The organism is Promicromonospora iranensis (assembly GCF_028994805.1).
Taxonomy (GTDB): domain Bacteria; phylum Actinomycetota; class Actinomycetes; order Actinomycetales; family Cellulomonadaceae; genus Promicromonospora; species Promicromonospora iranensis.
In genome coordinates, this window is sequence record NZ_JAJQQP010000002.1 from 256,316 (window position 1) to 282,429 (window position 26,114).

At 71.1% G+C, this 26,114-nt stretch carries 17 protein-coding genes; 13 read left to right on the plus strand and 4 right to left on the minus strand.

Going from position 1 to position 26,114, the window contains the following annotated elements; all coding sequences use genetic code 11:
* Positions 1-19 precede the first annotated feature (19 nt).
* Positions 20-5,695 (minus strand): Spy0128 family protein, encoded by a 5,676-nt coding sequence (locus tag LUM46_RS03705; RefSeq protein ID WP_274992371.1) that lies wholly within the window; start codon positions 5,693-5,695, stop codon positions 20-22.
* A 326-nt stretch (positions 5,696-6,021) separates the two neighbouring features.
* Between LUM46_RS03705 and LUM46_RS03710 the strand changes: the two genes are divergently transcribed.
* From LUM46_RS03710 to LUM46_RS03725, 4 genes are all read left to right on the plus strand, one after another.
* On the plus strand, positions 6,022-8,109 hold the full coding sequence (locus tag LUM46_RS03710; protein WP_274992372.1) for a heavy metal translocating P-type ATPase: 2,088 nt from the start codon (positions 6,022-6,024) through the stop codon (positions 8,107-8,109).
* 111 nt (positions 8,110-8,220) lie between these two features.
* The gene (locus LUM46_RS03715; protein ID WP_274992373.1) at positions 8,221-10,965 is read left to right on the plus strand and encodes an NPCBM/NEW2 domain-containing protein; all 2,745 of its coding nucleotides are present in this window, start codon (positions 8,221-8,223) and stop codon (positions 10,963-10,965) included.
* 99 nt (positions 10,966-11,064) lie between these two features.
* The gene (locus LUM46_RS03720; RefSeq protein WP_274992374.1) at positions 11,065-12,549 is read left to right on the plus strand and encodes a glycerophosphodiester phosphodiesterase family protein; all 1,485 of its coding nucleotides are present in this window, start codon (positions 11,065-11,067) and stop codon (positions 12,547-12,549) included.
* Between the two features lie 128 nt (positions 12,550-12,677).
* Complete coding sequence (locus LUM46_RS03725) at positions 12,678-13,619, plus strand: DUF808 domain-containing protein (protein ID WP_274992375.1); 942 nt, start codon at positions 12,678-12,680, stop codon at positions 13,617-13,619.
* Here the strand turns inward: LUM46_RS03725 and LUM46_RS03730 are convergent.
* Together LUM46_RS03730 and LUM46_RS03735 are read right to left on the minus strand one after the other, a co-directional pair.
* A complete protein-coding gene (locus LUM46_RS03730; RefSeq protein WP_374726995.1) occupies positions 13,609-14,358 on the minus strand; it encodes a GNAT family N-acetyltransferase in 750 nt (249 codons plus the stop codon). The genes LUM46_RS03725 and LUM46_RS03730 overlap by 11 nt on opposite strands.
* Positions 14,359-14,487: 129 nt before the next feature.
* Positions 14,488-15,249, minus strand: a complete 762-nt coding sequence (locus LUM46_RS03735) for an SDR family NAD(P)-dependent oxidoreductase (protein WP_274992377.1) — start codon at positions 15,247-15,249, stop codon at positions 14,488-14,490.
* 140 nt (positions 15,250-15,389) lie between these two features.
* Here LUM46_RS03735 and LUM46_RS03740 point away from each other — a divergent pair, with 140 nt between their 5' ends.
* From LUM46_RS03740 to LUM46_RS03780, 9 genes are all read left to right on the plus strand, one after another.
* Positions 15,390-16,760: a glycoside hydrolase family 125 protein gene (locus LUM46_RS03740; RefSeq protein ID WP_274992378.1), complete on the plus strand. Its 1,371-nt coding sequence runs from the start codon at positions 15,390-15,392 to the stop codon at positions 16,758-16,760.
* Positions 16,757-17,644, plus strand: a complete 888-nt coding sequence (locus LUM46_RS03745; protein WP_274992379.1) for a carbohydrate ABC transporter permease — start codon at positions 16,757-16,759, stop codon at positions 17,642-17,644. The genes LUM46_RS03740 and LUM46_RS03745 overlap by 4 nt, the downstream gene beginning before the upstream one ends.
* Positions 17,641-18,582, plus strand: a complete 942-nt coding sequence (locus tag LUM46_RS03750) for a carbohydrate ABC transporter permease (RefSeq protein ID WP_274992380.1) — start codon at positions 17,641-17,643, stop codon at positions 18,580-18,582. Before LUM46_RS03745 ends, LUM46_RS03750 begins: the two co-directional genes overlap by 4 nt.
* 32 nt (positions 18,583-18,614) lie before the next feature.
* Positions 18,615-19,868, plus strand: a complete 1,254-nt coding sequence (locus LUM46_RS03755) for an ABC transporter substrate-binding protein (RefSeq protein ID WP_274992381.1) — start codon at positions 18,615-18,617, stop codon at positions 19,866-19,868.
* Between the two features lie 119 nt (positions 19,869-19,987).
* Entirely contained in the window at positions 19,988-21,076 is a 1,089-nt protein-coding gene (locus LUM46_RS03760) for a glycoside hydrolase family 76 protein (protein ID WP_274992382.1), read from the plus strand.
* 63 nt (positions 21,077-21,139) lie between these two features.
* Positions 21,140-22,234 (plus strand): GntR family transcriptional regulator, encoded by a 1,095-nt coding sequence (locus tag LUM46_RS03765; RefSeq protein ID WP_274992383.1) that lies wholly within the window; start codon positions 21,140-21,142, stop codon positions 22,232-22,234.
* A 127-nt stretch (positions 22,235-22,361) separates the two neighbouring features.
* On the plus strand, positions 22,362-24,260 hold the full coding sequence (locus LUM46_RS03770) for a glycoside hydrolase family 76 protein (protein WP_274992384.1): 1,899 nt from the start codon (positions 22,362-22,364) through the stop codon (positions 24,258-24,260).
* Between the two features lie 78 nt (positions 24,261-24,338).
* Complete coding sequence (locus LUM46_RS03775) at positions 24,339-24,854, plus strand: hypothetical protein (RefSeq protein ID WP_274992385.1); 516 nt, start codon at positions 24,339-24,341, stop codon at positions 24,852-24,854.
* Complete coding sequence (locus LUM46_RS03780; protein WP_274992386.1) at positions 24,841-25,659, plus strand: alpha/beta fold hydrolase; 819 nt, start codon at positions 24,841-24,843, stop codon at positions 25,657-25,659. The genes LUM46_RS03775 and LUM46_RS03780 overlap by 14 nt, the downstream gene beginning before the upstream one ends.
* Before the next feature lie 16 nt (positions 25,660-25,675).
* Here LUM46_RS03780 and LUM46_RS03785 read toward each other — a convergent pair whose 3' ends face one another.
* The gene (locus LUM46_RS03785; RefSeq protein ID WP_274992387.1) at positions 25,676-26,077 is read right to left on the minus strand and encodes an ANTAR domain-containing protein; all 402 of its coding nucleotides are present in this window, start codon (positions 26,075-26,077) and stop codon (positions 25,676-25,678) included.
* Between the last annotated feature and the right edge of the window lie 37 nt (positions 26,078-26,114).

The following is a 26,114-nucleotide window of genomic DNA, read 5'->3' on the forward strand; positions in this document are numbered from 1 at the left end:
CCTGGAGCCCTGCCCCGGATCAGACCTGACGGCGACGGCGCGAGATCGTCACCAGCGCTGCGCCTGCGGCCAGGAGCAGCACCGCGCAGCCAAGGATCAGGAGAAGCGCGTTCAGGTCGATTCCGGTGAAGGCGAGGCCGCCACCTGGCCCGTCCTGGTCGTCTCCGCCATCGTTGTCGCCGCCAGGCGGAGGCGAGGGATCCGGACCTGGGCCCGGACCCGGACCCGGCGGGACCGGAGTGGGAGTCGGTGTCGGCGTCGGGGTCGGTGTGGGCTCCGGCGTCTCGTCGTACGCGTTCTCGAACGGCACCCGCGGCCACGGCCTCGGGTCGGCGTCGTCGGACGAGTTGGTGAAGGTGTCCAGCGACCCGTCGCTGCCCGCCACCGTCGTCCGCGCGGTGATCGTCCCGGCGCCGTCGTCCGCCACCTCCGCGCACAGCTCGTAGGTCGTGTCGTCGTAGGCGACGCCCTCCTCGGGCCTCTCCGGCACGATCTCGGAGTACTCGTAGCAGTACGTGTTCCCGGCGTCGGCCTGGGTGAGCAGGATGCCCTCGAGGCGCGTCATGTGCGACGGCTCGCCCTCCGGCGCGCCGTCGGTGTTGGTGAACGTCGCGCCGTCCGTGGGCAGCCCGGCGAACCGGGCCGACTCCTCGTCACCCGGCACCACACGGAACGCGAACTCCTCCGGTGCGAGGTCGCGGCCGGTCATCGTCTTGGTGACGTCGATGCGCCAGCCGTAGGCCGAGGAGTAGGCGTTGTGGAACGTCTGGTTGCCGTCGAGGGCGACGTCGGCCTGCAGCGCGCCGTCGGCGTCGGTCACCGTGACCACCACGTGCGCGGCGATCTCGTCGTAGACCAGGCCGGGGAGGCCCTGCGCCGGCGGCACCTCGCGCACCAGGTACTCGTACCGGCCGGGCGCCGTGTACGTGATCTCGCCGAAGCCGAACGGGTCGGCGGCCGCCTCGTCCGTCACGGTCACCTCGGTCCGCTCCGGCATCGGCACGTCCTGCGGGCTGTCACCCAGCGCCTCGACGGTGAACGTGAACTCGTCGCGCGCCTGCCAGTCGCGGCCCGTCAGCACCTTGGCGAAGCTGGGCTCGACGGTCACGGGCGCCGGTACGTACTCGTTCGCGAAGGGGACCTGCGGCACGGTGCCCTCGCGTGAGTCGGACACCAGATCCCTGGTGCCGTCGGTCAGGGTCGTGAGCGTCCAGAGCGCGCCCGTCGCCTCGTCGTAGCGCGGCTCCACGGTCGCCGACCAGACCGTGTCGTCGTACGTCACGCCCGGCAGGTCGCCCGCGACCTCGGTGAGCGTGTAGCCGAACACCTGACCGAGGTCGTCCTGGGTGAACGCCAGGGTGGGCAGCGTCGTGAGCGTCGGGTCGCCGGACCCAGCACCGTTGGTCAGCGTCACGACGTCGCCACCGAGCTTCCCTGCCGAGGCCTCGTCGGCGGCCTCGACCCGGAAGCCGAACTCGCCCAGCCGCGGCGCGCGGCCCGACAGCGTCTTGACGATGTCCGCGCCCTCGACGAGCGCGGTGGCGCGGTAGCGGTTGGTGAAGGTCGGCGGGTCGACGACGTCGCTGGTCACCTCGAGCGCACCGTCGACGTCGGCGTCGGTGACCGAGACGTCGTAGACCACCACGCGCGTGTCGTAGGTCAGGCCTCCTGGACCGGTCTGCGGCACGCGTTCGGTGACGCGGAACTGGTACCGACCCTGCTGGGCGAACGAGATCTCGCCGAACCGCACGGGGGCGGCGCCGTCGACGACGTCGTCCGCCGTGACGGTGACCTCGGTGGCCGGGAGCACCACGGTGCCTGCCTCGACGGCGTCCGCCGTGGCGTCGTCGTTCGGCGCGAGGTCGAAGGTGAACTCGTCCTGTGCCGTCCAGGGCCGACCGTCCAGGACCTTCGACGCCTCGAGGTTCAGCGTGCCGGGGTCGGCGTCGTACACGTTCAGGAACAGGGGCTCGGTCTCGGCCGAGTAGGTCCCCTCGGCCGGTGTGCAGGTGCCGTAGGGGTCATCGGTCGTCATCGCGGGTGCCGTCGTCTCGCACCGGGTGGACGTCACCTCGATCCCTTCGGCGCCTCCGACCACCTCGAGCCGGTACACGAACGCCGCGTCGTCGTAGTCGACGAAGGACAGCGGTGGATCGGGCGCCTCGGTGACCGCGTAGTAGTAGGTCTGGCCGACGTGCTCGCCCGTGAACGTCAGCCGTGGTGAGGTGACGCTGGACGATCCGGGGGAGTTCGACACCACGGCCTCGGTGGCGCCGTCCACGAAGGTCGGAGCGGGCGGAGCGGGCTCCTCGCCCGAGCCCAGCAGCCAGTAGCGGAAGCTGTGGGACAGTGCCGGTGGGCGGGTCTGGTCGGCGGGGTCACCGGGCAGCGTCAGGTCCTGCACCAGCTTCGCGGACTCCAGCGAGCCGCTGACCTCGGCGGGGTCGTAGGTGTTGGTGAAGCCGGCGGTCGCCGCGCCCGCGCCGGTGTCGAGCCCGTGGTCGTCGCGCAGCTGGGTGAGCTCGCCCGCGGCGCTGAGCGTGCCGGACCCGTCGTCCGTCACGGTGACCGCCCAGCGGTAGGCGGCCGCCGAGAACGACAGGGCGGGATGGGCCGCGCTGTCGTCACGCTCGGTGATCGTGAAGGTGAAGGTGCCGGGGGTGTCGTACGTGACCGGGGCGAAGGGCGCCTCCTGGGCCTGCTCGGTCAGCGTCACGTCGGAACAGCCGCCGCCCGTCTCCGCGGGGCCGCAGAGCTGAGCGACGAACTCGTCCGACGCGGCCCAGTCACGTCCGTCCAGGACCTTGGCCGCCGTCGGCCCGCCGAGGTCGACCGACGCGGGGGAGTAGGTGTTCGTGAACTCCGCCCTCGCCGGCGTCGCGGCGCCGACGTCGATCTGGCCGGTCGCGGGGTCGCCGTCGGCCGGGACGGTCTGGGTGTAGCCGGGGGGCAGGCCGGTCTCGGCGATCGACCAGGTGGAGCCGTCGGGCAGGCCGATGATCCGGATCGTCTGGTTCGCGGCCATGGTCAGGGTGTCGCCGTCGCCGACGGTGCCGCCGTCCACGGGGTTGGTGGTGTCCACCGTGTCGTAGACGTTGTACGGGTACGGGCCTGCGAGCGGTGCGCCGCCGGCGTCCGACAGTGCGACGTCGAACGTGAACGCCTGGTCGGGGACCGGGTTGAGCCCGGTCGAGGCCTGGACGGTCTTGGCGATCGTGAGGTCACCGGGCACGGCGTAGGTCAGGAACCCGTTGTTGCCGAGCCGCGAGGTCACCCGCTCGGGGATCACCGACGTCTGTCGTGCCCAGGGGTCCGTGCCGGTGAGGTTGGCCGCCGTCTCGCCGTCGACGACGGGGTCGGGGCAGGCCGGCGTGTTGTCCGACCAGTCGAGCTCCGAGCACTTGAGGTGGTCGAGGTTGCGGGTGCGCTCCGCGACGTCGGACATGCCCGTCGGGATGGTCATGGCGCCGTCGCGCACGAAGAGCTGGTGCGAGGCGTCCTGACCGTCCAGGAGCTCCTGCTTCGTGATCGGGAAGGCCGCGTCCTCCTTCACGTACCCGCCGTCGGCGAGCTCGCGGTACACGACGCTCGGGTAGTACACCGTGTCGTCCGGCTCCATCGTGTCCCACTGCTCCGGCGTGACCGGAGTGGCGAGTGCGTCCGTCGTGTAGAGCGTGGTGTCGGTGGCGAACCGGTAGAAGTTGTTCTGCTCGGCCGGCACGAAGGTCGCCCGGGTGCGGGCGACGTGGCGGCTCGCGTCGGGGGCGTCCGTGATCGCGTAGTGGTCGGAGTAGAACCGGACCTGGCCGTCGACCGTGTGGGCGGCGATGTGCTGTGCCAGGGCGGTGCCGTCCTGCGAACCGGAGCCGTTGAGCGCGAGCGGGTCCGCGAGGGCGTCGATCACGCCCTCCTTGGGTGCGACCTTGTAGTACAGGTGCACCGGGTGCGAGATCCACCAGCTGATGTCGACGGGATCACCGTTCTCGTCCTCGGTGACACGCGTGTCACGCATCGGCAGCAGCGAGGCCGGGATGCGCACCGTGACGACGTCGCCGGTTGCGAGGCTCGGGTTCTGCGTCACCTCGATGATCAGGTCCTCGATGTCAGCGGGCCCGAACACGTCGTTGGCCGTGTAGGTGCCCTCGAACGTGTACCGCGTGACGTTGCCGTCGACCGTGACGGCGGGGTCCTGGAACGTGGCCTGCTCGCAGTCCTCGGGGTCGGTGCCCTCGACGGTGGAGCAGAACGTGAGGCGGCTCATCTCGGACACACCCATGAAGGCGCCGAGCTCGTCGGTGAACGTCACGTACCCGTCGGTGGTGGCGTTGCCGCTGGAGATGTCGACGGGGTAGTTGGGCGCGGCGTCGATGATCTGGCTCGCGATGTCCTCGAACACCTCGATCATGTCGTCCGTGGTGATCGGGGCGTAGAACCGGTCGTTGTACGTCAGGGTCGCCGGGTCGTACGTCGCTGCGCTGCCGGTGGGATGAGCGACGGTGTAGGTGCTGTTCCGTCCGGTGCCGAAGTTGACGGGCACGGTCACGGACTGCCCCGATGCGTAGGTCCCGAAGTAGTCGGCGAACCTCGCGTCGGTGTCGCTCCGTGGCAGTCCGACGCGCGTGTCAGAGGGATCGAGCGTGGCCAGCGCCAGGTCGCGGGACGCCTGGGGCAGGCCGGCGATGCCCAGGCCAACCGTGTAGATCTTCGTGACGACGTCGACGGGCGGGTCCTCCGGGGCGAACTCACCGAGGCCGTACGTGTCGTCGACGGCGCTCTTGAGGTAGGACGCCGTGAGGGCGGCCTTGAAGCCGTTCCCGTCGTACGGCGTTCCGCTGCCAGGCCCCTCGATCCCCGTGCCCGGGTTCCACCAGCCGGCGCTGGTCGCCGAGTACGTGGGCTCGCCGTCGGTGAACAGCAGCAGGTTGGGGACCCGCTGGTTCTCGCCCGTGACCTCCGCCGTGGGCTGTGCGGCGAGCTGGCGCAGACCGGTGGCGACACCGAGGTGGAGGTTCGTGCCCTGGGAGGCGCCGGCGACGTAGCCGATGGTCATCGATCCGTTCGCCGTGCGGAACGTCATCAGGCCGTTGTCGTCGCGCGTCAGCTGCGCGTAGCGGTCGGTGCCGGGGATCAGCTGCGGCGTGCCCAGCACCTCGAGCGTTCCCGAGCCCGTGCCGAACTGGACGAGGCCCACCCGGTTGGCGGGATTGTCCTCGCCGATGATGCGCAGCGCCGCGTCCACGGCCTCCGCCATCGCCCAGGCACGCGAGTTCTGCCAGCCTGTGGCGCCCGACGCCGCGGTGCACGTGCTGTCGGACTCGACGCAACGCCTCATCGACCCCGAGTTGTCGAGCACGAGCACCAGGTCGACCGGGGCCGCCACCTCGCTCGACACGTGCCGGGTGGAACCGAGCGCCGACAGTGACACCGCCAGCTCGTCGGGCCCGAGCACCAGGTCGCCGACACCCGGCTGCTGATGTGTGGGCTCCACCGGGACGTTCTCGTCGAAAACCGTCTTGTCGGTCCAGATGCGTCCCGGATTGGCACTGGTGTGGAAGTACTCGGCGCTGTTTTCCACGCCGGGATACTCGTGATAAGTGGGCGGGTCGGCGACCTTTTCCGTGGGCGGCTCCGCGGCCGCTGCCGGCGAGGTGCCCAGGCCTGTGGCGCCGGAGCCGACGAGCAGCGAGAGCGCCACGACCAGTGCAGGCAGGCGGTTCTTGGGTGACCTGTGGTTGTGGCGGTCCCTGGTGCTGATGATGACGGCTCCTCGGAGTGAGCGGCTCCGGAGCGACCGACAGAAGGCCTGCGGAATGCGGCCCACAGTGCTCCGATTTCAGATGATGAAATGCCTGGCGACTAACTCGTCGACTAACTCACAGCATTGAATCGCGAAGGTGTTGTCTGCGCTATTCGAGAAGGGCGATTTGTTGAATAGATGCATGAGGATTTAAATGCGTCACCCGTTTGGCCAGGTCGGCGGCGGCCCTTGACCAGGGTACCCCCGAGGGGTATACAGAAGGTATGAGCGCAACACGCAACCACGCGGGTCACGCGGGTCACGCCGGCCACGAAGGCCACGAGGGGCATGCCGCGCCCGCCGGCCACAGCGGCCACCACAGCGGCCACAGCGAGCATGGCGGTCACGGAGGTCACGGCGATCACGTCGGCCAGTTCCGGCGCCTGTTCTGGATCATGCTGGTCCTGGCAGTGCCGGTGGTCGGGTTCTCCGACATGTTCGCGATGCTCCTCGGCTACCCGCTGCCCGACACGCTGCTGGCGAACGCCGTATCGCCAGTGCTCGGCACGGTCATGTACGTGTGGGGTGGCTGGCCCTTCCTCACGGGCGCCGTGAGCGAGCTCCGCTCGCGCAAGCCGGGCATGATGCTCCTGATCGGGCTCGCGATCACGGTCGCCTTCGTCGCCTCGCTCGGCGCGAGCCTCGGCCTGCTGGACCACCAGCTCGAGTTCTGGTGGGAGCTCGCGCTGCTGATCGTGATCATGCTGCTCGGCCACTGGATCGAGATGCGCTCGCTCGCGCAGACGACGTCCGCCCTGGACTCGCTCGCCGCGCTGCTCCCGGACGAGGCCGAGCGGGTCGACGGCGACCGGACGGTCCTGGTCGCGCCGGACGACCTCCACGTGGGCGACGTCGTCGTCATCCGGCCGGGTGGGAGCATCCCCGCCGACGGCCGGGTGGTCGACGGGCGGGCCGAGATGGACGAGTCCATGGTGACGGGCGAGTCGCGCACCGTCTCGCGTGGCACGGGCGACGACGTGACCGCAGGCACCGTCGCCACCGACTCCGGTCTGCGGATCCAGGTGACCGCCACCGGTGACGACACGGCCCTGGCCGGGATCCAACGGCTGGTGACGGAGGCGCAGAGCTCGTCCTCGCGCGCGCAGCGCCTCGCGGACGTCGCGGCAGGCTGGCTCTTCTGGTTCGCGCTGGCCGCCGCGGCGGTCACGGCAGTGGTCTGGTCGCTCGTGGGTCTGCCGGACGACGCGGTCGTCCGGACCGTCACCGTGCTCGTGATCGCCTGCCCCCACGCCCTCGGGCTGGCCATCCCGCTCGTCGTCTCGATCGCCACCGAGCGGGCCGCCCGCGGCGGCGTCCTGGTCAAGGACCGGCTCGCCCTGGAGAGCATGCGCACCGTCGACACCGTGCTGTTCGACAAGACCGGCACCCTGACCAAGGGCGAGCCCACCGTCGTGGACGCCGAGCCGGTCGGTGGCGTCGACCGCGACACCCTGCTGGCGCTCGCGGCGGCCACCGAGTCGGACAGCGAGCACCCCCTGGCCAGGGCCATGGTGCGCGCGGCGCGCGACCAGGGCCTCACGGTCCCGCGGGCCTCGGGCTTCTCCTCGTCGCCCGCGGTGGGCGTGACGGCGACGGTCGACGGCCACGAGATCCGGGTCGGTGGGCCGCGTCTGCTCGAGGAGAGCGGGCAGGACGAGCTGCCGGTGGCCGACGCCTGGCGCCGCGACGGGGCGATCATCCTGCACGTCCTGCGGGACGGGTCCGTCATCGGCGGGATCAAGCTCGCGGACGAGGTGCGTGCGGAGTCCGCCGACGCCGTCCGGCGCCTCCACGCGCTGGACGTCCAGGTGGTCATGATCACCGGTGACGCCGAGGCGGTGGCCCGGTCGGTCGCCGACGAGCTCGGCGTCGACCGCTACTTCGCCGGCGTCCGGCCGGAGGACAAGGCGGCCACGGTCCAGCGGCTCCAGGGTGAGGGGCGCAAGGTGGCGATGGTCGGCGACGGCGTCAACGACGCCCCCGCGCTGGCGCAGGCCGACGTCGGCATCGCCATCGGGGCGGGCACCGACGTCGCCATCGCGTCCGCCGGGGTCATCCTCGCCAGCGACGACCCCCGATCGGTGCTGTCGGTGATCGAGCTGTCGCGGGCCAGCTACCGCAAGATGAAGCAGAACCTCTGGTGGGCGGCCGGGTACAACCTGATCTCGGTGCCGCTCGCGGCGGGGGTCCTGGCGCCGGTCGGGTTCGTGCTGCCGATGTCGGTGGGGGCGGTCCTGATGTCGCTCTCCACGGTCGTGGTGGCGCTGAACGCGCAGCTCCTGCGCCGGCTGGACCTGCGGCCGGGGAAGTAGTCCGGATCCCGACATTGTCTATATTCCCTATAAGGGTATTGACCGGCCGGGAGGTGTTCCCTAATCTGGCGGACGGCGCACCGGGCGCCCGTCGACGTCAAGGGAGACCTCGTGAAGCTGTTCGCTGCGTCCCGTCCTGCCGTACTACTGGTGACAGCGGTATCAGCGGTCGCGCTGGTCGCGAGCGGGCTGGTGCTCGGTGGCGGCGCGGCGAGCGCCGCGCCGGCCCGCGGCGCCGGCACCGCTGACACCACCGACCCGACCCCCGCCACGGTGTCGAGCTGGCGACTGAGCGGCCCGCGCGGCTCGGACCTGGACGGTGTGCTGCGGCTCGACGGCGAGGGGGAGGTGGCGCTGGACGTCGTCGCCGACGGTGACACGGTGCTCTCGGCGACGCGCCTGGGGCTGCGCGGCAGCGACGGGGACCTCACCACCGGCCTGACGTTCGTGGAGCGGAGCGACCGCAGGATCTCCGACTCGTACACCATGACGAGCGGCAAGAGCGTGCGCCGGTCCTACGTGCACACGGAGTCGGTCTTCACGTTCGCGGACGCCGCCGGCGCGCGCATCGGCATCGCCGTGCGCGTCTCTCGCGACGGGGTCGCCTACCGCTACCTGCTCGACGGCGCCGGTGAGCACCGGGTGGACGACGAGTCGGGCGCATGGGAGCCGGCGTCGGACGGGCCGGCGTGGATGCAGAGGTCGTACGCCGTCAACTACGAGGCCGAGTGGACGACCACGACGGCCGCGGCAGGGAACGGCGGCGGCAGCATCGGCTTCCCGGTGCTGTTCCAGCAGGGCGACCGGTACGCGCTCGTCACCGAGGCCGACCTGCACGGCGACTACTCCGGCGCGCACCTGACGCACACGGCGGGGTCGCTGCGCTACGACGTCGACCTGTTCGAGGGCCGGCCCGTCACCTCCACGGGTGCCCTGTCGACGCCATGGCGGGTGGCGATCGTCGGCGACCTGCCCGCGGTCGTCGGCTCGAACCTGGTCGACGACCTCGCCACCCCGAGCGCCCTGGACCCGGGTACGGACTGGATCAAGCCCGGCAGATCGAGCTGGAGCTGGCTCACCGACTGGGACAGCCCGCGCGACGAGGCCCGCCAGCGCGACTTCGTCGACCTGGCCGCGCGCAACGGCTGGGAGTACGTGCTCCTGGACGAGGGCTGGAACGCGAGCTGGGTGCCGCGCACCGTCCGCTACGCCCACACCCAGGGTGTTGACGTCATCGCCTGGTTCCACAGCCGCGACCTGCGTACGCAGGAGCAGCGTGACGAGTGGCTGCCGCGCCTGAAGTCGTGGGGCGTCAGCGGCATCAAGGTCGACTTCATGGACTCCGACTCGCAGGAGATCCACCGCTGGTACGACGACGTCGCCCGGGACACCGCCCGGTACGAGCTGATGATCAACTTCCACGGTTCCGCGCTGCCCACGGGCATGCAGCGCACGTGGCCGCACATCATGAGCTACGAGTCCGTGCGAGGCATGGAGAACGGCATCAGCCCGGAGCGCAGCCTCATCGTGCCGTTCACGCGAGGCGTGGTGGGGTCCATGGACTTCACCCCGGTCGTGTTCTCCCGCGACAACGACAAGACGTCCAAGGCACAGCAGGTGGCGATGAGCGTCGCGTACGAGTCGGCCTGGCAGCACATCTCGGACAAGCCCGAGGGCTACGCGGCCGAGCCGAACGCCATGCCGTTCCTGCAGAACCTTCCCACGACGTGGGACGAGGTGCGGCTGCTGAGCGGCACGCCCGGCCAGGACGCCGTGCTGGCGCGCCGGTCGGGGGACCGATGGTTCGTGGGCGGGATGCGCGCCGGCTCCGGCGCCCCGTTGCAGCTGCCGCTGGAGGGCCTGGCCCGCGGCAAGCGGGTCCTGGTCGACCTGCTGACCGACGACGGCTCGAACGGCTCCGCGACCGTGCACACCACCGTCCGGGCCACGACCGGCGACACCCTCGAGATCCCGACCGCGAACAACGGCGGCTTCGCCGCGGTCGTGTGCGAGGCCACCCGCGGCCGCACCTCCTGCCTGGAACCGGTGGTGGCACGGCCGGACGCCACGCTGGAGGTGGACCCGGCGGAGGCCGACGTCGAGCCGGGCAGCACCGTCGAGGTGAGCGCCACGTTCACCGTCGCGGACCGCGACGTCACGAGCGTGCGGCTGACGCCGGACCTGCCCGCGGGCTGGACCGCCGACCAGGGCACCCGGACCGTCGCGCGGCTCGCCGCCGGCCAGAGCGCCGAGGTCACCTGGCAGGTCCAGGTGCCCGCCGACGGTGACACCGGCACCTTCGAGCTGCCGGTCGACGTGAGCTACCGCGCCGTCGGCGGTCGCTACGTCGCGGCGAGCCAGGCCACGCTCTGGGTCACGCCGCCCGCACTGACCGGCGACCACTATGTCTCCGACCTCGAGTGGCTGGAGGAGTCCAACGGCTACGGCCCGATCGAGCGCGACCGGTCCAACGGCGAGGCGGCGGGCGACGACGGGCGGCCGATCACCATCGCAGGTGTCACCTACGCCAAGGGTGTGGGCATGCACGCCACCGGCTCGCTGACCACGTGGCTCGGCGGCACGTGCACGGCGTTCCGGGCGGTCGTCGGCATCGACGACGAGGTGCTGAACAAGCCGGGCGACACCGGCGTCGGTTCCGTGCGGTTCCGCGTGTACGGCGACGGCGTGCTGCTGACCGAGACACCCGTGCTGTCCAACGACGACGGCGGCGTGCCGCTCGACGTCGACGTCACCGGTGTGCGCCGCCTGCGACTCGTGGCCGACGAGGCCACCGAAGGCAAGAACTTCGACCACGCCGACTGGGCGGACGCCCGCGTCGTGTGCGGGGAGGGCTGACCGGCCCGGAGTGTGCAGGTCCGGAGCGTTCAACAAGTGTTCAACGGACCGCCGCGTCCGCTTCGTCCCCGAGGCTGTCGCCGGGGCGAGAGTCGGTGCATGAACCTACGCATCCGCGCCGGAGCTGTCGTCTCGGCGGCCGCGCTCGTCCTCTCCAGCGCAGTGGTCTCCGTCGTCGCGGCGGAGGCGGGCCCTGCCCGGACGGGCCCCGTGCAGGCGGCGGACCAGGGCGGGCAGGGTCACGGTGGGCCGGTTCACGGCGGGCCGGGTCACCGTGGCACCACGCCCGCCGAACGCGCCTACCGCGACCTGCTCGACCACGGGCCGAAGGCCAAGATCCTCACCGCCGCACATCGCGCGCAGTGGCGTGCCGCCCCCGAGAACAGCGTCCCCGCGATCGTGGCGGCGTTCGAGGACGGTGCGGAGATCGTCGAGCTGGACGTCCAGGTCACCGCCGACGGCGTCCCCGTCCTGATGCACGACACCACCGTGGACCGCACCACCGACGGGACCGGCCGCGTCGACAGCCTCACGCTCGCGCAGGTCGAGCGGCTCCGGCTGCGGGAAGGGCTCGGCGGGAGCCAGGCGGCGCTCACCGACGAGCGCGTCCCCACGCTCGAGGACGCCATGCGGCTCGCGAAGCACCGGGGCCTGGTCAACCTGGACAAGGGCTGGCCGTTCCGCGAGGAGATCTGGGACGTGCTCGTCGAGACCGGTACCGTCCGCAACGGCATCTACAAGTCGGACGCGCCGGTCGAGCAGGTCCAGGAGTTCCGGTCGGCGCACCGCGGTGCCGTGTACATGCACATGGTGACGGACGCGAACATGGCGGCCGTCGAGCAGTTCGGCGACGACCAGCCGGTCGCCTACGAGGTCAACTTCGACAGCACCGCGGACGCCGTCGCGCGTCGGCCGTTCCTGGACCGGGTCGCCGGGAAGAGTCGCGTGTGGAGCAACACGATGTGGAACGGGCTGTCGGAGCGGATGACGGACGAGGCGTCACTGATCGACCCGTTGCGCGGTTGGGAGGCGCTGGTCCGCGGCTACCGCACCACCATCTTCCAGACCGACGACGTGGTGAAGCTCGAACGCTGGCTCGACACCGGCGTCGGCGACCCGCTGCCGCGCGGTGGTGTGCGCGTCCAGGCGGAGGACTTCCTGCCCGGCGAAGGGGTGGGGTATCACGACCTGGATGCCGCGAACCGCAGCAACCTGCAGATGCGGCCTGGTGAGGGCGTGGACATCCAGGACCTGGACGGGGCGGTCAGCCTCGGCTGGATGCGCGGCGGCGAATGGCTCACGTACGAGGTGATGGTCCCGCGGGACGGCGTGTACGAGGTCTCGGTCCGGGCCTCGTCGCCGTACTCGCCGGCCGGCGCCTACACGGTGTCGTTCGACGACGGCACGCCGAGCCCTCCGGTCGCCGTCCGGAACACGACGAGCCACGCGAAGCAGGAGCTCCAGCCGAGCGGCGTGACCCAGCGGCTCAGCCGCGGGGCGCACACGCTCCGGATCAGCCTGCCCGAGGACGCCTACCAGAACTGGAACCTGGACTACGTCCAGCTGGACCCGGTGCGGCGCTGACCCGAGTCCCGATGACCGTGGTGCCAGACAGGTGCCCGTCAGGTGCCAGGTCATCGGCCGGAGTTGCATAGGCTTCAGGCCATGACGACACATCGTTCGGAGACGGGGGCGGCGCCGTGGGCGGCCTGATGGGATTGCTGGACGACATCGCCGCGCTGGCCAAGCTGGCAGCGGCATCGATCGACGACGTCGGGGCCGCGGCCGGCCGCGCGACGGCGAAGGCGGCGGGTGTCGTCGTCGACGACACCGCCGTGACGCCGCAGTACCTGCGCAGCGTGGCGGCCAAGCGCGAGCTGCCGATCGTCTGGAAGATCGCCAAGGGCTCGATCCGCAACAAGCTGCTCTTCATCCTCCCGGCCGCGCTGCTGCTCAGCCAGTTCCTGCCGTGGCTGCTGCCGATCATCCTGATGATCGGCGGCACCTACCTGGCCTACGAGGGTGCCGAGAAGATCTGGCACAAGGTCTCCGGCCACCACGACGCGGAGCTGCCGGCCACGGAGGTCAGCCCCGAGGCCGAGAAGAAGATGATCGCGGGCGCCGTGCGCACCGACCTCATCCTGTCGGCCGAGATCATGGTGATCGCGCTCGCCGAGGTGGCCGACGAGGCGTTCTGGTCACGGCTCATGATCCTGGTGGTGGTGGCGTTCGTCATCACCATCATCGTCTACGGCATCGTCGCGGCGATCGTGAAGATGGACGACGTCGGCCTGCGGATGGCCCAGTACGACTCCGGGTTCGCCAAGACGTTCGGCCGGGGCCTGGTCAAGGCCATGCCGAGGGTGCTCGCCGTGATCTCGGTGGTCGGCACGGTCGCCATGCTCTGGGTGGGTGGGCACATCCTGCTCGTCAACCTGGGCGCGGACGGCACCGGCTGGATACCGGCCCCGTACGAGTGGGTGCACCACCTCGAGGTGGCGATCCACGACGGTGCCGGGGCGCTCGGCGGCACCCTCGGCTGGCTCTTCAACACGCTGTGCTCGGCGATCGTCGGCCTGATCGTCGGCGCCGTCGTCGTGGCGGCGCTGCGCCTCCTGCCCTCGCGGAAGAAGGCGGAGCCGGTCAGCCACTGACCGGAGTGCGCACCGAGCCGAACGCCACGCGCCGGCGCAGCGTGAAGCCCAGGCTCTCGTAGAGCCGGATCGCGCCCGTGTTGCCCGCCGAGGCGTGCAGCATGGCGCGAGCGCCGCGCCGGTGCACGTGGTGGACCACGTCCAGCACGAGGCGCGTGGCCAGGCCCTGCCCGCGGTACCGCTCGTCGGTGGCGACGGCGCTGATCTCGGTCCAGCCGGCGGGCTGCAGGCGCTCGCCGGCCATGGCCGCGAGATGTCCGTCGCGGCGGATCCCGACGTACCGGCCCAGCTCGTAGGTGCGGGGCAGGAACGGGCCGGGCTGGGCACGTGCCACCAGGTCCAGCATCTCGGGGACGTCGGCGGCGCCGAGCACCACCGCCTCGTCGTCCGGCCGGCCGTGCAGGCGTTCGGTCTCGATGAGCTGGACGCCCTCGAAGGGCTCTCCCCGCTCCCAGCCGGGCGGCAGCGCCACCGACTCCGTCGGGCCGGGGAACTCGGCGCCGTGCCCGACCAGGTCGATCACCGCGTCCCAGACGCCGGGGTCGGCCCAGCTGCGCACGGCAGCGAAGGGCGAGACGTCGGCCGGGTACCGGCGGGCGAGGTCGCCGCCCTCCGCCAGGTGCGCGTGCGCGCCCACCAGCGCCGACCACGCGGGATTGTCGAGCACGGGGTCATCCAGCACGGGGTCGCCGGGCACAGGGTTGTCGGGAGCGGGCCGGTCGGCGTCCGTGCTGGCGATGGTCATGCGAGGTCTCCGGACGTGAGGTTCACGTCCATCACCAACTACCGCTCGACCGGACGCATTCCGTCGGGCGGCGCTGGCCGGGGACCCTCGGGACGGCGCCACTTGTCGCCGGATGGTGCAGCTCTAGACCGAGTCCTTGGTGATGCTCCACCCGCCGTCGACCGGCAGCTCGACGCCGGTGACGAACGAGGCGCGGTCGGAGCAGAGGTAGGTGATGGCATCGGCCACCTCGGACGCCTGGCCCAGGCGGCCGAGGGCGGTCGCCCCGGCGGCGCTCGCCCGCTCGGCCTCGCCGACACCGTCCCAGTGCGGCGTGAGGACCGGGCCGGGCAGCACGCTGTTGACCCGTATCGCCGGGGCGTACTCAGCCGCGAGCTGCCGGGCCAGCCCGGTCATCCCCGCCTTCGCCGAGGCATAGGCCGCCCGGCCCGGGAGCCCGAAGCGCGCGTGCACCGACGAGACCATGACGACCGCACCCCGGCCCGACGCCGACAGGTCAGCGAGCAGCGCGCGGGTACCGAGGTAGGCGCCGGTCAGGGAGACCCGGATCTGGTGCTCCCAGCTCGTCAGCGGGGTGTCCTCGAGGGACGCGACGGTGGTGGCGTACGCGTTGTTCACCAGGATGTGCGGTGGGCCCAGCTCGTCCCGGCAGGCGCTGGCGGCCTCGGCCCAGGCCGCCTCGTCGGCGACGTCCGTGACCGACGCCGCGGCGTGGTGCCCGGCATGGCGCAGCTCGTCCCGGAGGTCGAGCACCGCCGGCGAGACGTCGACGAGGAAGATCCGCGCGCCCTCCTCGGCGAGCCGCCGGGCGGTGGCGGCGCCGATGCCCCGTGCGGCACCGGTGACGACGGCTGTCCGTCCGTCGAGTTCACGTGTCATGGCCATGCGGCCATCCTGCCCGATATCCCTACTCCTATTACCCCTATTCCGATACGTTGACATGATGGTAATCCGTTCGTACGCTGCTCGACAGGTCAGGCCAACGCCGGCAGACCGAGGAGGAAACGGACAATGAGGTTCGGGCAATGAAGCTCAGCAGAATCAACGACGACGGCCCGCACGACAGCGCCCTGCACGACCCGGAGGCCCTCGCGGGCCTGGTCGACGCGGTGCGAGACCGGCTCGGCGAGGCGGTGGCGGACGCCGTCGGGCGCTGCATGTCGGACACGCTCGCGCGGACCATCACGCGGCACCCGGACGGCACCGCCTTCGTGATCACGGGCGACATCCCGGCGATGTGGCTGCGGGACTCGACCACGCAGCTCGCGCCGTTCCTGCACCTCGCGGGCACGGACGCCCGGCTCGCGGACACGATCGCCGCCGTCTCGCGGCGGCAGCAGGCCTCGATCCTGCACGACCCGTACGCCAACGCGTTCAACGACGGCCCCACCGGCGGTGGGCACCGGGACCGGACCGGCGACCCGGTCACCGGCCAGTCGCCGTGGGTGTGGGAGCGCAAGTACGAGATCGACTCCCTCGCCTACCCGGTCCAGCTCGCCTACGACCTGTGGCAGATCACCGGCCGGACCGACCACCTCGGGCAGCTCGGGCAGGTGGCACGGACGATCATCGACCTGTGGCGCACCGAGCAGCGGCACGACGAGGCGTCGCCCTACACGTTCGAGCGCACCGACTGCCCGCCGTCCGACACCCTGGTGCGTGACGGTCGCGGCCCCGGGACCACGTTCACGGGCATGACCTGGGCGGGCTTCCGGCCGAGCGACGACGCCTGCCGGTACGGCTACAACGTGCCCGGCAACGCGTTCGCCGTCGTGGCGCTCGGATACCTGGTCCGCCTCGCCTCCGAGGTGCTGCACGACGACCAGCTGGCCGACGACGCCGCCGCGCTGCGCTCGGAGCTCGAGCGCGGCATCCGGGAGCACGGGGTCGTCGTGGGTCCGCAGGGCGAGCAGGTGTACGCGTACGAGGTGGACGGCCGTGGGGGAGTGCTCCTGGCCGACGACGCCAACTCGCCCAGCCTGCTGTCCCTGCCGTTCCTGGGCTGGTGCCGCGCCGACGACCCGCTCTACACCGCCACCCGGGACCTGATCCTGAGCGAAGCCAACCCGTACCACTACAGCGGCACGACGGCGTCGGGGATCGGCAGCCCGCACACGCCCGAGCGGCACGTCTGGCCGATCGCGCTCGCGATCCAGGGGCTGACCAGCACCGACCCGGCCGAGCGCCGTCGGCTGCTGGACCTGATCCTGACCACCGACGCGGGCACGGGCGCCGTCCATGAGTCCTTCCACGTGGACGACCCGGGCACGTACACGCGCGAGTGGTTCTCCTGGGCGAACGCGATGTTCTGCGAGCTCGCCCTCGAGACCGCCGGGCTGCGGAGCTACCGGCGTCCGGCGACCGAGGCCGCCACCGAGGGCGAGGCCGCGCGATGAGCGCCGCCGTGAGCGCCACCCGGCGTCAGCAGACCATCAGCGCGTGGATCTTCCTCGCCGTGCCCGTGGCGCTGTTCGCAGTCTTCCTGCTGCTGCCGGTGCTCATGGCGATCGGGCTGAGCCTGACCGACTATGCCGTCATCGGCGACTTCGAGTGGGTGGGCGTGGACAACTACGCGCGCATCGTCGACGACCCCATCTTCTGGGTGGCCGTGCGCAACACCGCGCTCTACACCGTGCTGTACGTGCCCGCCGGGGTCGTCGTGGCGCTGGGTACCGCCCTGCTGCTCAACCGCAGCAGCCGGGTCTCGCGGGTCTTCCGCACCCTCTTCTACATCCCGGTCGTCTCCTCGACGGTCGCCACCGCGGCGATCTGGTTCTGGCTGCTCAATCCGCAGTACGGCCTGCTCAACGCGGTGCTCGGCTGGTTCGGCATCAACGGGCCGGCCTGGCTGTACGAGTCGCGCTGGGCGATGATCGCCATCGTCATGATGAGCGTCTGGGCCGGCTTCGGCGCCAACATGATCATCTACCTCGGCGCGCTCCAGGGCGTGCCGGGCGAGCTGGTGGACGCCGCCCGGGTCGACGGCGCCGGAGCGTTCCGCGTCTTCTGGCACGTGACCCTGCCGGCCATCTCCCGCGCCACCTTCCTCATCCTCACACTGCTCCTGATCGCCGCCTTCCAGGTGTTCGACCAGGCGTACGTGCTCACCAAGGGCGGGCCCGGCAACTCGACGCTGACCCTCGTCTACTACATCTACGACCGCGGGTTCGGACGCCTGGAGATGGGTTACGCCTCGGCGCTGTCGTTCGTGCTGTTCCTCGCGATCCTCGTGTTCTCGGTCATCAACGCGCGCGTCACCGGACGGGAGAACGACCGATGAGCACCCTCACGACCGCCCCGGCCGGCACGCCGGCGCCGACCGCCACCACCGTGCGCACGGAGACGCGGCCGCCGACCGCCCGTGCGGTGCTCGGCAAGACGGTCTGGACGCTCGCCGTCGTGCTGATCAGCGTCACCACGGTGATGCCGCTGATCTGGACCCTGTCGACGTCGCTCAAGCCGGAGGGCGAGATCCTCTCGTCCTACCTGCAGTTCGTGCCGGAGAACCCGACCCTGGCCAACTACGTGACGCTGTTCACCGACGGGCCCTTCGGGCGCTACCTCGCCAACTCGGCGATCATCGCGCTCGGTGGCGTGGCCACCAACCTGTTCTTCGGCGGGCTGGCCGGGTACGCCCTGGCCAAGCTCAGCTTCCGGGGCCGCGGCGTGGTCTTCTCGCTGTTCCTCGGCTCCATGATGGTGCCGGGCATCATCACGATGGTCCCCACCTTCCTGGTGCTGCGCCGGTTCCCGCTGGTCGGCGGGAACGACCTCTTCGGCGAGGGCGGCGCGGGCTTCATCAACAGCTACGGCGCCGTGCTCATCCCGTTCGCCGCCGGGCCGTTCGCCGTGTTCTTCATGCGGCAGTTCTTCCAGGCCCTGCCGGACGAGCTGGGTGACGCCGCGCGCATCGACGGCGCGAGCGAGTTCCGCATCTTCTGGAACATCTACCTGCCGCTGGCCCGGGCGGGCCTGGCGGTGCTGGGCGTGCTCACGTTCCAGGCCGGCTGGAACAGCTTCCTGTGGCCGCTCATCGCCCTGAACGACCCGGAGATGCTCACGGTGCAGGTGGGTCTGGCCGGATACGTCAACGAGTACCAGACGGAGTACGGGCCACTCCTGGCCGGCACCATCCTGGCGAGCCTGCCGGTACTGATCGTCTTCATCTTCGCCCAGCGCTACATCATCGAGAACTTCGCCCACTCGGGAACGAAGTGAGCGACGAACCAAGACTGCAAAGGAGCAGATTCATGAAGCGTGCTACACGAATCGCCGGGGCGCTCGCCGCGGCGGCGGTCCTGGCCGGGACCCTGAGCGCCTGCGGCAGCGGGTCCGACGGCGGCTCGGGCGGAGGTCCCGAGCAGGTCACCTTCTGGGGCTCCTGGTCCGGTGACCAGGCCAAGCAGCTCCAGAAGCAGGCCGAGGCCTTCAACGCAGCGCAGGACGAGTACGAGGTCAAGTACGTGGGCCAGGAGCTCGTCGAGGAGAAGCTGCTCACCTCGCTGGCCTCGGGCAGCGTGCCCGACGTCGTGCTGTGGGACCGGTACAACACTCCGCTGTACGTGCCCAAGAACGCCCTGGCGCCGCTCGACGAGTACCTGGAGGCCGACGGCGTCGACACGACGCAGTTCTACGAGCAGGCGATGGGCGAGCTCGTCGTCGAGGGCGAGACCTACGGCCTGCCGCTGCTCGTCGACAACCGCTCCCTCTTCTACAACGAGGACCTGCTGAAGGAGGCCGGCGTCGAGCCGCCGACCGACTGGGACGCGCTCAGGTCGGCCGCCGAGGCAACCACCGAGCGCGACGGCGGCAAGCTGGGCGTCGCGGGCTTCGCGCTCGACGACCCGGGCCTGTTCAACATCTGGCTCAAGCAGGCGGGCGGCCAGATGTTCAGTGACGACGGCACGTCCACGGCGTTCAACAGCCCGGAGGGGCTGGAGGTGCTCGAGTTCTGGCAGAGCCTGCTCGACGCCGGCGTGTACGAGCCGGGCTTCGGCGAGGGTGTCGACTCGTTCGCGGAGGGCAAGCTGGCGCTCAAGTACGACGGGCCGTGGGCGCTGACGGCGCTGGACGAGGCCGAGGTGAACTACGGCATCGTCCAGCCGCCCGTCGGGCCCGACGGCGACCAGGGTGCCGGCATGGGCGGGTTCGGCCTGGTCATCCCGCAGGGCGCCGAGAACCCGGACGGTGCGTGGGAGTTCATGAAGTGGTGGACCACCGAGCCCGCCAACGGCGTGGACTTCGCGAAGATCTCCGGCTGGATCCCCGCGAACATCGAGGCCGCCAACGACCCGTACTTCACCAAGGACGACCGGTACCAGGCGTTCATCGAGACCATGGAGTACGCCGAGGTGCGTTCGAACATCCCGGGCGCCTCCGACGTCGAGGGCAAGGCGCTCATCCCCGCGCTGGAGCGGTTCCTGGGCGGCGAGATCGATGCCCAGGAGGCGCTGGACGAGGCGCAGGAGCTCGGCGACCGGCTCCTCGCGGACAACGCGCAGTGACCCACCCGGAGGGGTGACCGACCCGCAGTGACCACCGCGTGCCACGCGTCCCGACCGGGCGCGTGGCACGCGCCACCACCAGCGCGCGCCGCGCGCAGCAAAGGACGCCTCACACCGTCATGGACAACCCGAACTCCGCCGCCCCGAGCCCTGCCGCCCCGGGCGGCCGCCCGAACCCGTGGTCCGACCGTGCCGACCTGGCCCAGCGCAGCCTGGACCACTTCTTCGGCACGGCCGAGCCGCAGCTGCTCGACAACACCTACCCCGTCGGGGACAATTCGACGTTCAACTACTGGTGGCTGGCCCACGTCATCGACGCGCGGCTCGACGCGTTCGACCGGACCGGAGACCAGGAGTGGCTGACGGCCGCCGAGGCGACGACCGCCAACCTGCGGGCCCGGAACGAGGGGTCGCTGTTCAACGACTACTTCGACGACATGCTCTGGTACGCGCTGGCCCTGGAACGGCTGGCGCGCGCCACGGGGCGGACCGAGCCGCTGGACGACGCCCGCGCCATCTGGGAGCACGTCGTCGAGCACGGGTGGAACGACACCCACGGCGCGAGCGTGGCCTGGCGCAAGCAGCAGCTCTACTACAAGAACACGCCGGCCAACGGCCCGTTCGCCATCCTGTCCGCGCGCCTGCACGGGCACGAGCCCGACCCGAAGTACCTGGACCACGGCACGGTGGCGTTCGACTGGATCACCGCCACGCTGGTGGGGCCCGACGGGTTCGTCGAGGACGGCATCAACCGCGAGGGCGACGGCCGCATCGACACCCAGTGGCGCTTCACCTACAACCAGGGCCTGTACATCGGGGCCGCTGTCGCCCTCGACGGCGTGCTGCACGAGCCGGAGCTGGTCGGCCGGGCGCTGCGCACCGCCACGACGGCGATCGCCGAGCTGGCGCCCGACGGCGTCGTCGGCAGCGAGGGCGGCGGGGGCGACGAGGGCCTCTTCAAGGGAGTCCTCTACCGGTACCTGGGCACGCTCCTGGACCGGATCGGCCTGACGTCGCCCGACGCCGCGCCGCTGGTGGACTTCGTCCGCACGAGCACCGACCGGCTGTGGGAGACGAGCCGGCGCGACGGGTACCTGCTGGCGGGTGGTGACTGGCGTCGTCCCGCCGAGCTGCCGGTCTTCTACTCGAGCCAGCTCAGTGCCGTCATGGCGCTCGAGCTGCGCGCCTCGCTGGAGGCGCGCCGGTGACCCGCCGCACCCGGTGGGCCACGGTAGATTCATCTGCCACGTCCGATCGGTGAAGGGGCACGTGTGAGCCAGCCGCTCTACCTCGAGGTGTACGAGAAGCTCCGCGAGGCGATCCATGCAGGCACCTACGGTGTCGGCGACCGGATGCCCGCCGAGGCCGAGCTGACCAAGCAGCTCGGGGTCAGCGCCATCACGCTCAAGCGCGCGATGGACCTGCTGCGCGCCGACGGCTACATCACCCGGCGGCCGCGGCTCGGCACCGTCGTCGTCAGCGAGACCGCCACGAACGCCGTCAGCACCGGGAGCGGGCCCACCCCGCTCGTCGGGTGCGTCCTGACGGACTTCGACGACACCTTCGGCACGCGGGTGCTGGCCGGTCTGCTCGACGCGTCGAGCACCGTCGCGAACCTCGTGGTCAAGCGCAGCCTGGGCAACCGCGAGGCGGAGGACGACATGGTGCGTGCCCTCGTGGCCGACGGCGTCCAGGGGCTGGTCCTCGAGCCGAGCTCGTCGCAGTACGTGGCACCGGCGGTCCTGGAGCTGATCACCCAGTCGTTCCCGGTAACCATCCTCGACCGGGTGTTCGACGGCGTCCCGGTGTCGTCGGTCTGCTCCGACAACGTCTCGGCGGGGCGCCAGGCCGCCGACGTCCTGTTCGCCTCGGGCTACGACCACGTCGGGCTGGTGTCGGCCGCCAGCAACGTCTCGACCGTGCAGGACCGGCTGGACGGCGTCGTCGCCGCCCACGCGACCCGGCACGTCCCGTTCGACCCGGCGCACCAGTTCCGCCAGGTGCGCTCCACGGTCCCTGGCAGTGGCGTCTCGCCCGACGACGACATCGCCGAGCTCGAGAAGTTCCTCGCCACCAACCCCGGCCTGACGGGCCTGGTCGCCACGGAGTACAACATCGCCGTCCTGCTCCGCGAGGCCGCGCAGCGGGCGGGGCGGACCGTCCCCGGTGACCTCGGCATCGTCTGTTTCGACCATCCGGACGCGTTCTACGACAAGGCTCGCTACCGGTTCACCCACATCCGGCAGGACGAGTCACGCATGGGGCACGAGGCGGTCGACCTGGTCCTCGCCCAGATCCGCGGCGCCGGGCAGGTCAGGAAGGTCACGCTGCCGACCGAGCTGGTGCAGGGCAGCTCGACGCGCTGAGGCCCGGTGCTGCCGGGGACGACGGTGCTCGGGCAGTCTCGGCGGACAGGTGCATTTAACCCTTTCCTCCTATAAGTTTTGAGACGAATCCGGGACGCAACGGTGCCCCCGGGGGAGGAGCTCATCGATGACGATGCTGCGTCGCATTCGCCTTGTCCTGATCAGCCTTGCCGTGGTCGTCGGTCTGCAGCCGGTCGTCGCGGTGCACGCCGCCACGCCGCCGGGTGGTGGGGCGCCCTCCGGCTCGATCGCGGTCGCCCGTGCCCGTGTCGCCACCGAGGTGCTGCTGGACTCCTACGACGAGCAGAAGGCGTGGTTCCCGTCGAGCTGGTGGAACTCCGCCGTCGCGCTGCAGACCATGGGCGACTACATGCTGCGCACCGGAGACCGGAGCTACGTCGACGAGCTGGACCACAGCTTCGAGACCAACAAGGGCCCGTTCCCGGCCGGCGAGCGGTCCACCGACGAGATCTACGGCAACTTCACGAGCCGTGCGATCGACGACGCCGGCTGGTGGGCGCTGAACTGGGTCACCGCCTACGACCTGACCGGCGACCAGAAGTACCTCGACATGGCGGGCACCATCGCCGACTTCATGCACGGCTTCTGGGACCCGAGCACCTGCGGCGGTGGGATCTGGTGGAACGAGGAGCGGACCTACAAGAATGCCGTCACCAACGGACAGTGGATCCGGCTGACGGCCGAGCTGCACAACCGCATCCCGGGGGACACGGCGTGGCTGGAGCGGGCCCAGGAAGCCTGGGACTGGTACGCCGCCAGCGGCATGGTCAACTCCGAGGGCCTGGTCAACGACGGGCTGACCGACGACTGCGCCAACAACCGCGACACCGTGTGGAGCTACAACCAGGGCCTCGGCATCGGGGCGGCCCTCGAGCTGCACCGGGCGACGGGCGACGCCGAGCTGCTCAGCACCGCACGGGATCTGGCCGACGCGGCGCTCGCATCTGACGCGCTGGTCACGGACGGGGTGCTCACGGAGTCGTGCGATCCGCTGGGACGGACGTGCGACGACAACCAGAAGCAGTTCAAGGGCATCTTCCTGCGGTACTTCACGGAGCTGGCCGACACCACGACCGACCCACGCTATGACGAGTTCGTGGACCGTCAGGCCGAGTCGATCTGGGCGAACGACCGCGACTCGGCGGAGCGGCTCGGCCTGCGCTGGGCCGGTGCGAGCACCGAGGCGTCACCGAACGTCTTCGACTGGCGCACCCAGGCCAGTGCCCTCAGCGCGCTGATCGCCGACGTCCCTCAGGACGCGCCGAGCCGGTCGCTGTCCGCGACGATGGCGCCGACCCAGCTGGTCGTGATGCCCAGCCCCGGCACGACGTCGTCGGTGCGGACCGCGGTCGAGGTGGCGGCGACGTCGGACGGGCGACCCGTACGAGCCGACGTGCGCGTCAGCGGTCCGGACGGCTGGACGGTGGACCCGGCCCGCAGCCGGGTCCGGCTGGCTCCGTCGGGCGACGGTAGTCCTGCCCGGGCGAGCGTCCCGCTCGACGTCACGGTGCCCGCGGACGCCCGCGACGGTAGCTACCCGCTGACCGTGACGGTCACCGCGAGGCCTGGGCTCGGCTACACCACCAGGGTCACGGTCCAGGTGGCGAGCACCATCGACTTCGACGCCGGGTCGACGGAGGAGCTCGCGTGGCTCTGGGACGCGGGCGGCTCCGGCCTGAGCCACGTCGGGAGCCGGTTCGCCGACGGCACCAGCCATTTCGTCTACAAGTTCCCGTTCCCCGCCGAGGCCACCTCGGCCGAGGCGACCCTGACCATCGACAACCAGTACGTGGTCGAGGTGGGTCCTGACGGCGAGAGCTGGACCACCGTGCTGGCCGAGGACGAGCCGATCAGGGACGGCTCCAACAAGGCCGACCACACCCTTGACCTGACGCCGTACCTCGGTCCGGACAAGGCCGTCTACCTCCGGGTGACCGACGCCTTTCCCGAGGACGGCTGGGGCGGCGGGGTCTATCACGTGTCGGCGCAGTTCGGGACGCTCTGACCGGAGCGGCCGAACGGCCGAGATCCACGACGTCGGATACTTGACAGACGGTGGCAAGTACTTGCTACCGTCTGTCAAGTGAGCACAGAGGAGCACATAGCACTGGCAGGCGAGCTGCTGGGCCTGGTCGAGCGCCGGATCATCGACCCGTTGGAGATCCTGTTCGGTCCGGACGGCTCGGACGGTGGGGAGCCCCAGGCGTACGACGTCGTCGGACCGGTCAGGGAACGAGCGCGCATCGAGGCCGAGGTGTGGGCCGCACAGCTGTTGGGCAGGGACGAGCGGCTCGCGGGACGCACCGCGGCGCGGCTGGTTGCCTCGCTCTTTCCCGCCGACGGCCCGTTCGACCCGCCCGACGAGTGGTGGGGCACGGCCTTCGGCCGGGTGGTCGCCCAGCGGGTCGGGCACCCGGGCCGGACGGCGGTGTCGTTCGCCGTGGCGGGGGCGATGCTCGGCATCACCCGGCAGGGCGTCCACGACCTCGTCAAGCGCGCCAAGCTTGCCCGCCACCCCGACGGCGGAGTGACGACGGCGTCGGTCCAGGCGCGACTCAACCAGCCGAAGGGGTCCCATGTCGCACGTGACGGTCACTGACCACGAGATCCCGATCGCGGTACGGGACTCGGGCACGGACGGGCAGCCCGTCCTCCTGCTCCACGGTCTCGGCGGCACGCTCGACGCGTGGGCGCAGCTGGACCTCGGCGGGTGCCGGACCGTGGCCATGGACCTGCGCGGCCACGGCCTCTCCGGTGACGGCCCCTGGGAGTGGGACCGGGGCCTGGATGACGTCGAGGCCGTGGTGCGGAGCCTCGGTCTGGGCAACCCCGCGGTGGTGGGGCACTCGCTCGGCGGGATGCTCGCCGTGCAGTGGGCCCTGCGTCATCCGGAGTGCCCGGCCGTCGTGGACCTGGACGGGCTGAGGTCCGCGGAGAGTGACCCGCAGAACTACCCCGGGATGGATCCCGCCACGCGGGACCAGGAGCTGGCGAGCCTGAAGGCCTCCTTCGACGCCCAGGCCATGGCGATGGACCAGCCGCTGCCGCCCGAGATGCGGGCCCTGTTCCCGCAGCGGGCGCTGGTCGAGCGGGACGGGCGGACGTACGGCCGTCCCGCCGCGCGGCTCCTGGAAGAGGTCCGGTACACGCCCGAGTTCCGGGACACGGTTCGCCTGCTGCGTCGGGTCGTCTGCCCGGCTCTCGTGGTGATCCCGACCCATGACCCGCCCGGGACGCCGGGCGGGGAGCTGATGGAGGCTTTCCGGCGGGGCATCCGCCGCGACCTCGCGGGGTTGCCGGCCCACGTCCAGGTCAGGGAGCTGGAGGCGAGCCACGGCATGCTCGCCGAGCGGCCCCGGGCGCTCAGCGACCTCATCGGTGGGTTCCTCCGCCAGGCAGGCTGAGCGGTCTGTCCGGCCGTCAGGCCGCCTGGTCAGCGTTCTGCTCACCGGCCCGGTGCGCGTGCTCCTCGAGATCCTGAAGGTGCTCCACCGGCCGGACGCAGCCCAGCGCGTGCGTGAGCGTGTCCTGCGTGATGCCGTCGTGCGCGACGTCGTCCTGCAGGGCGGTCATGACCTGGTCGGCCGCCACACGCACCGGGATGCGGGCCTTGTCCGCGGCGTCGAGCAGGATCTGGGCGGCCTGGTCCTCGTCGCAACGACGCGCCACCACGACCACGCTCTTGGCCCGTTCGATCATCGCCTCACCCACGAGTGCGGGGGACACGGGCTCGTCCACCCGGTCGAGACGGTCGCTGTCGAAGCCGAAACCACCCCCGACGTCGTCGACGAAGGTGCCATGAGGCTGGTTGACGGATGGCATGTGAACCTCCCAGATCCCCTGCGGACCTGGAGCCGCT